We start from the raw sequence: 12,620 nt of genomic DNA on the forward strand, positions 1-12,620 counted from the left end.
TTTCGTCGCTAAAATAACAATAGCTTAGTTCTTCACTACTTTATTATTAATAAAATCCATAGCAAATTTGTATATTTCATCAGGAGCGTATAAATAAATACTATGCGTACCTTCAATTATTTTTACATCAGCTATTAATAACTTGCTAGCAAACTCCTTATAATCTTCGTTTTTTTGCTTTGTATACTTCGAATCTTTATATTGCCTAGCAATCGCATCTATAAATAAAATAGGTGTTTCTTTTGGGATTGATAAGGAATTTGATTTTTTACCGTTATTGTAGCTTTGTAAAAGCTCTTGCTTCATATCATCATTAAAAGCCCTCTTGTATGTAAGCGCTTTATAAATATCTTTTTCCTGTTCGTTTAAAAAGGATTGCCTAATGACTTCAGGATTATAAGTGATAGAAGGAACTAATCTCTGAAAACCAATTTTCGTTAAAATATTTATTCCTTTTATTTTTAATGAATCAACCATGCCTATTTTATGAGTTACGTACTGTTTAGGTAAACCAATATCTAACGCAATAATCCCTTTTACTTCATTTGGATATTTTTGTGCCCAATAAATAGCCTCTATTCCCGATAGAGAGTGTGGTACTAAAATGTATGGTGGTTTATTTCCACTTCGAATAAGCGCTTCTCTCGTTTGTTCTAGTATCATATCAATATCTCTATCATCTTGAAAAACATCACTGTATCCATAACCAGCTCTCTCAATTACAGAAATCTTGTTTTCTTTTGAAAATTCACTATATAAGCCTTTCAATTCATACACAGGAGCGGCAATTCCAGATCCGGCCATAAATACAAACGTCTCCTCCCCGCTCCCCTCATTATAAACATTCACTTTTTTATTATTGAAATTAATAAGTTCACCTTTATTGTTCATTAATTTCGATTCCATTTTTAATTGATAGTTATGATATATGAATACAGCGCCAGTTCCAAGAAAAATCATACTAATACAAACAAAAAATATTATCTTTCCTATCTTCAATATTTTTTTCATTTGACACCCCTTTCAGCCTATACTGAAAGGGTACAATGTAAAAATAAAGTTCTAATAAATTTTTCAATATTAATATCTACTTATTTTTTCTAAGTATGGACCTTTTTAATACCTACGTGCTTCCTTCAAAGTCTCCAATATATCATCTGTAAAGGCAGTGCTTCCCTCTTTCTCTAAAGCTATGAAATATAAACTTCTTAGGAAAGATCTAATATTTTGTACTAAAATAGCATGCTGAGGATGTCGGATGTCTTCAACAGTTGCTATACTATGTAGCCAATTGCTCCACTCTTCTTCAGTTAATAGATTTTGGCTACGTAAAGACATAATTGGCTTTACTAATCTCTCATCCTCAAAGTGTACATATACGTAATCATTCAATCGTACCTTCTGACGAACGGCAGCTAGTATTGCATATGAAAACTCACGATTTCGTATTGTACGTGCTAAAGCATCTAGCGCATCAGCCGCATGCGCTGTAGAATGTGCCCAGCCTTTTCCTTCTATGTAGCCTCTTACATCTTCTTCTAAATATACATATTCCAGTACTTGTTCTGCCACACTGTACAGTTGTTCTTCAGATAACAGCGGTTCTCTTTCATGAACAGATAAAATAAGTGGTGGAATTAAAACGGAGAACGCGCGTTTAAACACAGAGTCTGTTCCTTTTTCTCCAATTTTATAAAATAAATAATCAGGACTAATTGCTTGTAGCATTAATCCTCGTAACTCTTTTTGTCTAAATACATCATTTGTAATCCATGTGTGAAGCGTACTATAAATCAAATCATCGCGTAATTCAGCATCTGGTGATCCGATATAATCTAGCATCCACTGTGCATATGGATATGCGTCCACATCCTCTGGTACAGCATAATTATTATTTTTAATTTGTTGTAGTTCTTCTTTTAATTCTAGTATTTCATTCATTATATTTCCTGTCCCCTTTTTACGTTTTTTAATTGCCTTATCCCCTATTGTTCACTTCATAAAATTAATTTAATTATACAAGAATTATAACAACAAATATAAGGCTATACATATATTTGTTGTTATGTATTACGTTCTTTCATGAAATATAACTTCTGGATTTTCTAAATCACTATTCCGAAATACAACATCCGCACACTCTTTCGGATTATGCTCATCTATATACATCTTACAGGCCGCATGATACCTATTCAAAAACATCTTCTCTGCTTCTTCATAACTTCCAAAAGCTTCTGTTTCTCGCTTCGCACCACGTTTTCTCGCAATCTCAAAATCTGTATCTACAAAAATTTTGTAATCAAATAAATGCTCCACGTCTTTTTTCAATAAAAACGTTCCGTCTACTATTAACACCATATTTGGCGGAGCCACTAACGGCGCATTTTGTACAGGTAGGTCCGTTTTTAAATTATGAGAAATCGTTTCATACTGTAAATTCCCATTAGGCCCTAAAGGCACTAATAACCTTTCTTTAAAAGCCGAATAATTGTGTGCATCTTCATAATATCCTCTTGCCGATTCTTTACCTTGTGCATAACGAATCGCTCTTAGGTTATGAAAATCATCAATGCTTGCGCGTGTTACTGGTACTCCCCGTTTTTTCATTTCCTCTGCTAGTTCGTTTGCAAATGTTGTTTTTCCTGATGCTGTAATGCCACTTACTCCCACTCTGATTGGATGCGTTAAGTTTAACTTTAAAATATGATTTGCGATTTCTTTCATTCGTTTTTGGCGACTCATTATCTTCCCTCCCTAATTCAGTTTACATAATACAATTACAATAAACACGTTTGATTACTATTTGTCAAAACGTTGATATAGTTTTATTGCTTTACATATTCCTTACTTCCCCTTAAACCCTCGATACAAAGCAGTCCGTAACTCTTGCTTATATTCCTCAATTTCTGGCATATCAAGCTCTTCCGCTAGCCTGATGGCTAATTCAATATCATATGGTACTCTTACAAGCTGAATGGAAAAACTCGCTGCTTCTTTTTCGTTGTAAGTTCCTTCAAAGATTAAATAGGATGCTTGTGTAATTTCAAGAGGATTTCCTACACTACCAGCGTTACATAACGTTTTCCCTCTGAAATTTTGAACGAACGCTTGGTGAACGTCACCATAGCAAACGACATCTGGTTTTCTTTCCCCTTCTATATTTTCCGTCAGATCACTATTTTCGAACATACTAATACGTTCTTCTCTTGAAGCGTGTGGTTGAATTCTTTCATATAAACTTCTCGGTGAAGCGTGAAACATACGAATGAGTTTTCCGCTCATAAAAAATTCGATCGAAAATGGTAAGCTTCTTAAATAGTCATTTTGTTCTTCTGATAATTGTTTTTGATGCCATTTTAATGCTTCAAATTCAGTCGGTTTTGTAATGAAATCATCCCAATTCCCCATTACAACGCCTTCGCATTCTTTACGAATGATTTGAATTACTTCACTTGAATGAGGGCCTTTTCCTACTAAATCTCCAAGACAAATAATGCGCTCGATTCCTCTTAATTTAATATCTTTCAGCACAGATTCTAATGCCGGAATATTACCATGAATATCTGAAATTACCGCTATTTTATCCAAATGAATCCCTCCGTTATTTATTTTTCATTATATCCATATGATAGGATTGATACCATCTTGGAACATAGGACGAAAAATGATTATGTTCTTCTAAAATTCCATTTAGTCTTTCCTTCATATCATCTACTAGGTGCGGTGTGCTTCGGTTTGTCCAAACGATATCAGCTGGGAATGTCATTGCTGCATATAAGGAATACAGTTGCCAAAAATGAAGTGACGGTTCGCCTCCGCAATAACCGTGAACTTGTCCAACCGCAAATGGTTTGCTTATTCTTGTAGTAAAAATCGCTACATTATAAAAATCGTGTATTGGATCGCCAAAATCATATCCACCAAAATCGATAACGATAAACTCCTTGTTATGAATCATACTATTTGCTGGATGGAAATCATCGTGTAAAAGTGTGATTGGACGATTTTTTAATAAGTCTTTATGGTTTTCTACAAAGGTTAATACTGGCTTCAAATCCAGAAAATTCACCTCGTAGTCTGCTAGTGCCTCTATGTATCTTTCGTATTTATTCCATCTAAATGTTTCCCATTTATTACTTGCACTTTCTCTTTCAATTGAGTGAATTCTCCTTAATACTTCTCCTGCTTTTCTTCCTACATCATACTGTTCTTCCACCGATAACTTCCGTAAGCTCTCTTCACCATTTACTCCGTCAATCCATTCAAATACTTGAACACATTTATTTAATTCTTCAAGTTTTATAAAATGAATTAACTTGGGCGTTGGAATATGTAATAACTCTATTTGTTTCATATACGTATATTCTTCTAGTTTTCGTTCATAATTAGCAGAATCACACACTTTTACAAAATACGTTTCACGATTCTCTAGTTCAATTTTATATTTCTCCTCATGCGAAAAACCTTTTGTAATGGCTATACATTTTACAATACAGGGCCACTCTAGTTTTCTTTCTATCTCTCTTACTATTTCTTCCAAAACATCCCCTCTATTCATATATGTACAAACTACCTAACACTTCATACTCTCGTTTATTCTCCCCTTTAAACTCCACTGCAAAAGGATATTCACCATTCCTAATCAAGTGTTCTTTCACTAGCCCTTCCCCAATCGGTTCACAAAACTGTACATGAATGTCACCAAACGCTACACTTTGGCACTCAGCATTCCATTTTTCATTTTTTGTGACTGAACTTGCAGTTAGCCCCATTACTTCTTTCCACTTTCGCACTGTGTCTCGAACATTTTTCACTGCATAATGGATCACTTCAATGTGTTGCACTTTGTTTTTATGTTCCGTGATCGTCCCTATGTTGCGTAAGTCGTTTCTTCTTTCTTCATCGGTTTCATTCCACTGTATAAAAAAAGGTAATCTCGGCCCGCTTTCTTCTTGCTTTACAAATAACATTTTCCATTCTAAAAGCCGGCCATCTTTTCTCATACGTTTCCCTTCAAATGGCCCTATCGTATGTAAGCCATGCTTACTAAACTTAACTGCTAGTTCTTCAATTGCATCTGTTCGAATTGCAATTTGTAGCATTCCTTCTCCATTTTGTAATTTCACCACCGTTTCTTGTACTAATGGATTTTCTGCTTCTTTCGCTTTTTCTTCATGCTGCACAGCTAAAAATTCTATGTATGATAAATCAAAATAACATAAACTATTCCAAGTTCCCCAAGTAGTATGCTCTCCGCCTAATACAGTATGAAATCCACGCTCTTGCATTTGTTTTGCTGCTTCCTCCGGTGTACAAGGCACTGCGTGAACGAGATGATCAAACATTAACATAGTCTTTCTCCCCTTTCTCTCCATCCTTTTATTGTATATTTTATTTTTCTTTCATTCAATTCAAAAAACTTCAAAACCTAGTTGATTTATATGATTAATGTGTATTATAATGAAACAAATTTAATTATTGCTGATTGGAAAAACCAAAGGCACTTTTCTCATACGGGAAAAGTGCTTTTTTCATTTATTATTACAGGGGGATTATTTATGCAGAAATTAATTGTCTTTGCTATTATTGGATTTTTCGCTCAATTGATTGATGGGGCACTTGGAATGGCGTATGGGGTAACATCTACCTCACTATTATTAATGTTTGGTATTGCACCAGCTGTAGCATCCGCATCTGTTCACTTAGCTGAAGTCGTTACAACCGCAGCTTCTGGTGCATCGCACATCAAATTTGGAAACGTTGATAAATATACAGTTTCCAGATTAACATTACCCGGAGCAATTGGGGCATTTGTTGGGGCATGTTTTTTAAGTAATTTACCTGGCGATGTGATTAAACCGTACATTTCAATATTTTTATTCACTTTAGGCGTTTATATTTTATTACGATTCATTATTCAAAAACAAATTGTTACTTCCAAAAAGCGCATGTCTGCCAAACAACTTGTGCCACTCGGCTTATTCGCTGGATTCGTCGATTCAACTGGTGGCGGTGGCTGGGGTCCAATTACGACACCTGTACTGCTAGCAAGAGGAAATGAAGCTAGAAAAGTTATTGGATCTGTAGATACGAGTGAGTTTCCTGTTTCACTCGCTGCAACAATTGGTTTCTTCATCTCACTTGGCTGGGAACAAGTAAGCTGGGTTTGGGTATTCGCCTTAATGCTTGGCGGTATTGTCGCAGCTCCAATTGCCGCATGGTTAGTACGTATCGTTCCACCTCATTTACTTGGGGTATTAGTTGGTGGCCTTATTATCTTTACGAATATTCGTACACTACTTACAACATTTAAAGTGAATCCAACTATTATTTCACTTTCTTACGTGGCAGTTGGTCTTGTCGTTATTATTTCTATTTTCATTGCTATCCGTAATCATTCCAATCGTTCTAACGCATCAACAGGCGGCTATCCGAAAGATCAAAAACAAATGCTACCATAATGATAAAAAATACCGCTCGAACTATATCGAGCGGTATTTTTTATTTTTCTATTTTCCAATTAATCATCGTATCTGTTGTATCTACTCTCTTCATATGTAATTTCTCTAATACACGAATCGAACTACCATTTTCAAAGAGTGTCTCCGCAATAATTGTATCTACCTTTCCTGTCTGGAAAGCCCACTTTATTAATTCATCTACAGATTCTGTAGCATACCCTTTATTCCAATATTTCTCAATAAAACCGTAACCAATTTCTACTGTACGTTTCTCGTTCGGTTTCCCTTTAAATCCTATATCCCCTAGTACGATGTTATCTTCTTTTCGAATGACATACCACGCACCCCACGGTAATAAATCCTTATCTTGTTTTATATTTTCTACATGCCCTGCAATATGCGGGCCGCTATTGTATCCTTGATTCTTCGCAATCTGAACCCATTCTTCCGTACACGGGATAATATGTAATCTTTCTGTTTCTAATTTCATAACGATGTCCCCTTTTTAATTAAACAGTACTTCAATTTTACTACAAAAAGAAAGAATATTCACTCTTTTTATTTGCACATATGTTTTTTCTTTAGAACAAAATAAAAGAAGTGATACCCTTCAATCGTTATGTCGAATTATATTTTCTGAATTTTCTTTTAATTTTAAAGGGTTTTTCATTATTTTTTGCGAAACATTTGTATAACAATTTTTTCTTTGTTTATTGCTACATAATAGTAGGTTCGGGTGGAGTTATGCAAGCGTTTCCTATACAATAACCGATATTTTTTGACTTTTCCTAACAAAATTCCTTGCAATATATTCAGAAACTCATTACAATTGCCATATATTAAATATCTTAGCAATATATAAATCCTCATCAATCCGATGAGGTAGAGGTTGCGACTTTTAAAAGTAAAACGGACGAGACACAGAGAATGTCACTGACTCCGTTTGAAAGGAAAAGTTGCCGAAGTTTGTATTTCTTCTCTGGAAGTATGAGCTGGGGCTGTCTCCGAAAGGAACAGAACTGTCACGTTTACAAAATTACCGTGTAAACGTGGGGTGCTATCTTAACGGAAGGGTATGATGGGGTGGTTATTTGTGAAACGTTCCGCCTAATTCCTTTGGCGGTTTTTTGTATTTTTCTCCCCCGCTCCTTCCTAACCTACAAGAAAAGGAGTGTTGAACATGAATAGCGCAACAAATCAATCTACCTCTAAAACGCAAACTACACAAGGACAAGGTGAATTAAAACGCGGATTAAAATCTCGTCACCTTACGATGATTTCTCTCGGTGGTACAATCGGTACCGGACTATTTCTTGCCAGCGGTGGTGTAATCCATTCAGCTGGTCCTGGCGGTGCACTAATCGCATACGCCGCAATTGGAATTATGGTGTATTTCTTAATGACAAGCTTAGCTGAACTTGCAGCTTACATGCCTGTTACTGGATCTTTTAGCACGTATGCAACAAAATTTGTTGATCCATCACTTGGCTTTGCACTTGGATGGAACTATTGGTATAACTGGGCGATTACAATTGCGGCAGAACTAGCGGCCGTAACATTAATTATGAAATTTTGGTTCCCTGATACCCCTTCCCTCATTTGGAGTGGATTATGCTTAGCTATTATTTTTCTCTTAAATTATTTATCTGTTAAAGGTTTTGGTGAATCTGAATATTGGTTCGCACTTATTAAAGTAGTTACTATTATTATCTTCTTAGTTGTCGGCTTCATGATGATTTTTGGAATTATGGGCGGCGAATCTGTCGGCTTTAAAAACTTCACTGTTGCAGATGCTCCATTTAACGGCGGTATCATGGCAATTATCGGTGTATTTATGGCTGCTGGTTTCTCCTTCCAAGGAACTGAATTATTAGGTGTAGCTGCTGGTGAAACGTCTGATCCAGAACGCAATATCCCAAAAGCAATTCGTTCGATCTTTTGGCGCATTCTTTTATTCTATATCCTTGCAATTCTCGTTATCGGTTTATTAATTCCTTATACAACTGAAAGTCTTGCAGCAAGTGATGTTACAGTAAGTCCATTTACACTTGTATTTGAAAAAGCGGGCGTTGCCTTTGCTGCTTCTGTTATGAACGCTGTTATTTTAACGGCAGTTTTATCTGCTGGTAACTCTGGCATGTACGCATCAACTCGTATGCTTTGGGATTTAGCTCGTCAAGGAAAAGCACCGAAGTTTTTAGGTAAATTAGATAGCCGTGGTGTACCTGTTAACGCTCTAATCGCAACATCAGTAGTTGGTAGCGTCGCTTTCATCGCTTCTTTATTCGGTGACGGTGTTGTATATATTTGGTTATTAAACGCTTCTGGTATGTCTGGCTTTATCGCATGGGTTGGTATTGCAATTAGTCATTACCGCTTCCGTAAAGCATATATCGCACAAGGAAAAGATTTAAAAGACTTACCATATAGAGCAAAATGGTTCCCATTCGGTCCAATCTTCGCATTTACACTTTGCGTCATCGTAATTTTAGGACAAAACTACGGCGCATTTATGGGTGAATCAATCGATTGGAACGGCGTACTCGTTTCTTACATCGGTTTACCGCTCTTCTTAGTACTATGGTTAGGATATAAATTTACAAAGAAAACAAAAGTGATTCCACTTGATAAATGTGAACTAAAATAAAGTAGAGCGAGCAAACAAATTTGTTTGCTCGTTTTTTGTTGCAAACCTCTTTGCTTCCCTATTACTCTTGTTTTTGCAATAATAAAGGAAATATAAATAAAGGTTGGGATACAATGAACATTCGTATTACTGATGAAGCAAAAGCAGCTATACATAGATTAGAACGTGAAGACAAAAAAATCATTCGTATTAGAGGAACAATGACAAACTCTTGTAGCATTTTCGTTGATGTTGATTTAGTTTGGGATACATACAATGCAGATGATGTTGTATATGAGGATGAAATGCTTATTGTACAAATGGATTCATTCACGAAAGATTACACTGGCAATACAGTGAAACTTGATTATAAGACGACTGGTTTTAGTATTACGACTCCTAGTGAGACGTTAGTTTATGGATTGTCGATTAAAAAATAAAAATTGTTTTTAGCTGACCAATGAGGTGGAAAAATGGGTAAATACGTTCCATTAAAATTTTTATTTAATGATGAATTAGCAGAAAAAATGGCTGATTCTATTTGTAAACACGATTCTACTTTCTCTAAAAAAAACTTTATAGCCTCCGTAACATGTAAAGTTGAAGGTTTAGAGTTAAAGCAACGGATTGAAGTAATAGCAGATGAATTACACAATGCTTTACAAAAAGATTTTAATGAAGCAATACATATATTACTGAAAACATTGGGACCAGAAAATACAACAGAAGTAGGTACATTTACAAACGGCTATATGTACATGCCTATCGCAAAATACGTTGAAAAATATGGGCTTAACGATTTTGACTCCTCATTCCACGCAATGTATGAAATAACAAAAAGGAATACTGCTGAATATGCCATTCGGCCTTTTCTTGAAACGTACCATGAAGACACACTAAATATTTTACAACAGTGGATTCATGACGAAAACAGCCACATTAGGAGACTAATTTCTGAAGGTACAAGACCAAGACTTCCTTGGGCAAAAAAAACAGGAGCTCTAAAAGGTAACTTTAAGAACAATTTACAGCTTCTTGAACCATTAATGAATGACCCTTCTAAGTATGTTCAAAAATCTGTAGCCAATCATATTAACGATATTACGAAGGAAGATAAAGAACTCGTTTTTCAATGGTTGCAGCAATTACGTGATAAACAGCATCCTGTTAACCCTTGGATTATAAAACATGGGTTAAGAACGGTGATAAAAAATGGTACTTTACCAAAAGATTTTTATTTTTAAGTATTTTTAAATGAAAACGGCCAAAACAAAAACGCTTATGCTTCAAGAATGAAGTATAAGCGTTTTTTCTCTTTAAAACATTATCCCTGCCTTAAAATATTTTGAAACATTTCCGGTTTATTTTGTTTAAAACTCTCTATTATTTCTTTTCCAAATATCGTTATACTCTTCTCCCAAGGGTGGCCTAAATACCCCCACTTAAAGTCTTTCTGAATAAAGAAATAGTAATCACCATTCGGAAATATTGGTATACGCCACTCATAAAATTCATTTCTTTCAAACTCTAAGTGTGGATTTACCCAATAACACTCATGTTGCCAATCTAGTGCCATCATATATTCATTCAATGCTGTATTCTCTTTGAAAACTTTTAATGCTTTTTCTTCAAGTTCATCATATACATTTAAATCTACCGATTCTCCAAAATAATGAGAGATGTCATATGTGATAAACGGTCCTGGTACTTTAAACGATGGAAATATTGAAACACTTGGTGAAAATTCATAGTCACTATATACTTTATCCCAAATTCGATCGTACTCTTTATCTGTAAACTCAATCTAATTTTTCATTAAATATCTACCTTCTCTTTATATTTCAAAGGAATTCCACTCAAAAATCCCGAATATATAAATAATCATTCTCGCAAGGAGCGAATTTATATGCATCTATTCGAACACGAAACGTAAATCCGTTTCACTTTTATAAGAGGTCCTCCTTTTTACTTTTCTCATCATATCATTCATTTACAAAATAGGAGGGTACAATTATGAAACGTGATCCATTATTTTTAACTTTATTAAACAGTGCAAATACAAATTTTAGCGGCTGGGATTTTTCTTTCATTTCAGAAACGGGTCGAATGAAAAGTGAGCCTTTATCGTGGTCGTACGGTAGCACTGCTTTCCAGCTTATACAACACGCAAAATCAATGCTAGATATGGGCACTGGCGGTGGAGAGCTTTTATCTATGTTACAACCGTTCCCGCCAACTATTTATGCTACTGAGGGCTACGCTCCAAACGTGCCAATTTCCCGAAAGAAATTAGAGCCTTTAGGGGTTATTGTTGTAGAAGTAAAGGATGATGATGCCCTACCGCTTCAAGATGCTCAATTTGATTTAATTGTGAACCAACATGAATCCTATGCTGCTTCTGAGGTAAACCGAATCCTTTCTCCTAATGGAATATTTCTTACACAACAAGCTGGTGGTCTTGATTGCGCAGAACTTAATAAGCAGTTTGGCACACCACTAAATAGCGAATTTGCAAGTTGGTCACTCGAAACTGCCTGTAATGAGCTAAAGGAAAATGGATTTACTATTTTAGATGCAAAGGAAGAATTCCCTCTTCAACGCTTTTATGATATTGGCGCTATCGTCTATTATTTAAAAGCGATTCCGTGGCAAATTCCTGATTTTACTGTCGAAAGGTATTATGAGGAATTATATCGCATTCATGAGATTATGTTGCAAAAAGGCTATTTTGATGTGAAGCAACATCGCTTTATCATTAAAGCGATTCGCAACTAATCATGGAGCATACGAAAACAAAAAAGAGATGGATATGCCATCTCTTTTTTGTTTTAATTTAAGTAACGAAAGTTTGTGTTACAACTTTGGCTAATAAAGTATATTTTTTCAGCATGTAATCACCTAACATATATATTTTTTCAACTAAAGTATAAGTGTAGTTTTTCATCCTATCTTCTATTGAGAAACGAGTTGTTTTTCATATCGTTTGTTCGCATCATCTTCTGTCAAAAATGCAGTTGTGTAATTAATAATATTCCGGTTATCGTACGTGAATATATGCTCTAACATATTTTCTTCTGTTAATATTAGCGGTAAGTATTTTGGTAAATTACTAACTACACCTCTATTATTCTCATCTAATATCCATCCAATTTCCTTCCACTCTAATATACCTTCATCAGTACTTAACGGTGTATCCATTTGTACTCCCTCTGGCAAATCAGCAAGGAATACGTACATCCCTTCACTACCTCGAGGCTCGTCCTTACTTTTAAAAATCACATTCCCTTTATACGTTACACTTGGAAGACCTATGCCTGTTTCCTCAAACGTTTCTCTAATTATTCCTTCATATGGCGTTTCATTATCTTCAATTTTTCCCCCAACACCATTCCACATTCCCATATTCGGCTTTTTATTTCTATTTAGTAAGAGTATTTTATTTCCTTTTCTAATGAAGCAAATTGTGTATGTATACATACTATCATTTCCTTTCAATTACACCTTCTTTTGTAAGCAATTGATTTTCCACATGA

14 protein-coding genes and 1 riboswitch are annotated in these 12,620 nt (G+C 35.1%); of the genes, 5 read left to right on the plus strand and 9 right to left on the minus strand.

Annotated elements, in window-relative coordinates:
• Window positions 1–24: 24 nt before the first annotated feature.
• From JDS95_RS14715 to JDS95_RS14740, 6 genes are all read right to left on the minus strand, one after another.
• The gene (locus tag JDS95_RS14715; RefSeq protein WP_000722103.1) at window positions 25–1,011 is read right to left on the minus strand and encodes an alpha/beta fold hydrolase; all 987 of its coding nucleotides are present in this window, start codon (window positions 1,009–1,011) and stop codon (window positions 25–27) included.
• A 105-nt stretch (window positions 1,012–1,116) separates the two neighbouring features.
• On the minus strand, window positions 1,117–1,941 hold the full coding sequence (locus JDS95_RS14720; RefSeq protein WP_001002765.1) for a DUF2785 domain-containing protein: 825 nt from the start codon (window positions 1,939–1,941) through the stop codon (window positions 1,117–1,119).
• Between the two features lie 129 nt (window positions 1,942–2,070).
• Entirely contained in the window at window positions 2,071–2,742 is a 672-nt protein-coding gene (locus tag JDS95_RS14725; RefSeq protein ID WP_000089896.1) for a nucleoside/nucleotide kinase family protein, read from the minus strand.
• Between the two features lie 102 nt (window positions 2,743–2,844).
• Entirely contained in the window at window positions 2,845–3,588 is a 744-nt protein-coding gene (locus tag JDS95_RS14730; RefSeq protein ID WP_000357629.1) for a metallophosphoesterase family protein, read from the minus strand.
• A gap of 13 nt (window positions 3,589–3,601) precedes the next feature.
• Window positions 3,602–4,540 (minus strand): aminoglycoside phosphotransferase family protein, encoded by a 939-nt coding sequence (locus tag JDS95_RS14735; protein WP_002043928.1) that lies wholly within the window; start codon window positions 4,538–4,540, stop codon window positions 3,602–3,604.
• Window positions 4,541–4,550: 10 nt separating this feature from the next.
• Complete coding sequence (locus JDS95_RS14740) at window positions 4,551–5,351, minus strand: VOC family protein (protein WP_000928475.1); 801 nt, start codon at window positions 5,349–5,351, stop codon at window positions 4,551–4,553.
• Window positions 5,352–5,558: 207 nt separating this feature from the next.
• On the opposite strand from JDS95_RS14740, the gene JDS95_RS14745 reads away from it, so the two are divergent.
• On the plus strand, window positions 5,559–6,461 hold the full coding sequence (locus JDS95_RS14745; protein WP_001170739.1) for a sulfite exporter TauE/SafE family protein: 903 nt from the start codon (window positions 5,559–5,561) through the stop codon (window positions 6,459–6,461).
• A 40-nt stretch (window positions 6,462–6,501) separates the two neighbouring features.
• Here JDS95_RS14745 and JDS95_RS14750 read toward each other — a convergent pair whose 3' ends face one another.
• On the minus strand, window positions 6,502–6,951 hold the full coding sequence (locus tag JDS95_RS14750) for a GNAT family N-acetyltransferase (RefSeq protein WP_000764584.1): 450 nt from the start codon (window positions 6,949–6,951) through the stop codon (window positions 6,502–6,504).
• A 385-nt stretch (window positions 6,952–7,336) separates the two neighbouring features.
• Window positions 7,337–7,529, plus strand: a riboswitch (Lysine riboswitch).
• Between the two features lie 112 nt (window positions 7,530–7,641).
• Between JDS95_RS14750 and JDS95_RS14755 the strand changes: the two genes are divergently transcribed.
• The 3 genes from JDS95_RS14755 to JDS95_RS14765 all read left to right on the plus strand — a co-directional run bounded on the left by JDS95_RS14755 (window position 7,642) and on the right by JDS95_RS14765 (window position 10,331).
• Complete coding sequence (locus JDS95_RS14755; RefSeq protein ID WP_001083390.1) at window positions 7,642–9,108, plus strand: amino acid permease; 1,467 nt, start codon at window positions 7,642–7,644, stop codon at window positions 9,106–9,108.
• Between the two features lie 113 nt (window positions 9,109–9,221).
• The gene (locus tag JDS95_RS14760) at window positions 9,222–9,527 is read left to right on the plus strand and encodes an iron-sulfur cluster biosynthesis family protein (protein ID WP_001026187.1); all 306 of its coding nucleotides are present in this window, start codon (window positions 9,222–9,224) and stop codon (window positions 9,525–9,527) included.
• 33 nt (window positions 9,528–9,560) lie between these two features.
• Window positions 9,561–10,331, plus strand: a complete 771-nt coding sequence (locus JDS95_RS14765) for a DNA alkylation repair protein (RefSeq protein ID WP_000521685.1) — start codon at window positions 9,561–9,563, stop codon at window positions 10,329–10,331.
• A gap of 80 nt (window positions 10,332–10,411) precedes the next feature.
• Here JDS95_RS14765 and JDS95_RS14770 read toward each other — a convergent pair whose 3' ends face one another.
• Entirely contained in the window at window positions 10,412–10,891 is a 480-nt protein-coding gene (locus JDS95_RS14770) for a DUF2716 domain-containing protein (RefSeq protein ID WP_307837985.1), read from the minus strand.
• Between the two features lie 209 nt (window positions 10,892–11,100).
• Between JDS95_RS14770 and JDS95_RS14775 the strand changes: the two genes are divergently transcribed.
• Entirely contained in the window at window positions 11,101–11,862 is a 762-nt protein-coding gene (locus JDS95_RS14775) for a class I SAM-dependent methyltransferase (protein WP_199690576.1), read from the plus strand.
• Window positions 11,863–12,039: 177 nt separating this feature from the next.
• Here the strand turns inward: JDS95_RS14775 and JDS95_RS14780 are convergent, their stop codons facing one another.
• Window positions 12,040–12,564, minus strand: a complete 525-nt coding sequence (locus JDS95_RS14780; RefSeq protein WP_199690577.1) for an NUDIX hydrolase — start codon at window positions 12,562–12,564, stop codon at window positions 12,040–12,042.
• Between the last annotated feature and the right edge of the window lie 56 nt (window positions 12,565–12,620).

Source organism: Bacillus cereus group sp. N24 (assembly GCF_016483345.1).
GTDB lineage: Bacteria > Bacillota > Bacilli > Bacillales > Bacillaceae_G > Bacillus_A > Bacillus_A toyonensis.

Coding starts and splice junctions, on each gene's coding strand:
- JDS95_RS14715 (WP_000722103.1), bottom strand. CDS start 1,011: ATGAAAAAAATATTGAAGATAGGAAAGATAATATTTTTTGTTTGTATT.
- JDS95_RS14720 (WP_001002765.1), bottom strand. CDS start 1,941: ATGAATGAAATACTAGAATTAAAAGAAGAACTACAACAAATTAAAAAT.
- JDS95_RS14725 (WP_000089896.1), bottom strand. CDS start 2,742: ATGAGTCGCCAAAAACGAATGAAAGAAATCGCAAATCATATTTTAAAG.
- JDS95_RS14740 (WP_000928475.1), bottom strand. CDS start 5,351: ATGTTAATGTTTGATCATCTCGTTCACGCAGTGCCTTGTACACCGGAG.
- JDS95_RS14745 (WP_001170739.1), top strand. CDS start 5,559: ATGCAGAAATTAATTGTCTTTGCTATTATTGGATTTTTCGCTCAATTG.
- JDS95_RS14750 (WP_000764584.1), bottom strand. CDS start 6,951: ATGAAATTAGAAACAGAAAGATTACATATTATCCCGTGTACGGAAGAA.
- JDS95_RS14755 (WP_001083390.1), top strand. CDS start 7,642: ATGAATAGCGCAACAAATCAATCTACCTCTAAAACGCAAACTACACAA.
- JDS95_RS14760 (WP_001026187.1), top strand. CDS start 9,222: ATGAACATTCGTATTACTGATGAAGCAAAAGCAGCTATACATAGATTA.
- JDS95_RS14765 (WP_000521685.1), top strand. CDS start 9,561: ATGGGTAAATACGTTCCATTAAAATTTTTATTTAATGATGAATTAGCA.
- JDS95_RS14775 (WP_199690576.1), top strand. CDS start 11,101: ATGAAACGTGATCCATTATTTTTAACTTTATTAAACAGTGCAAATACA.
- JDS95_RS14780 (WP_199690577.1), bottom strand. CDS start 12,564: ATGTATACATACACAATTTGCTTCATTAGAAAAGGAAATAAAATACTC.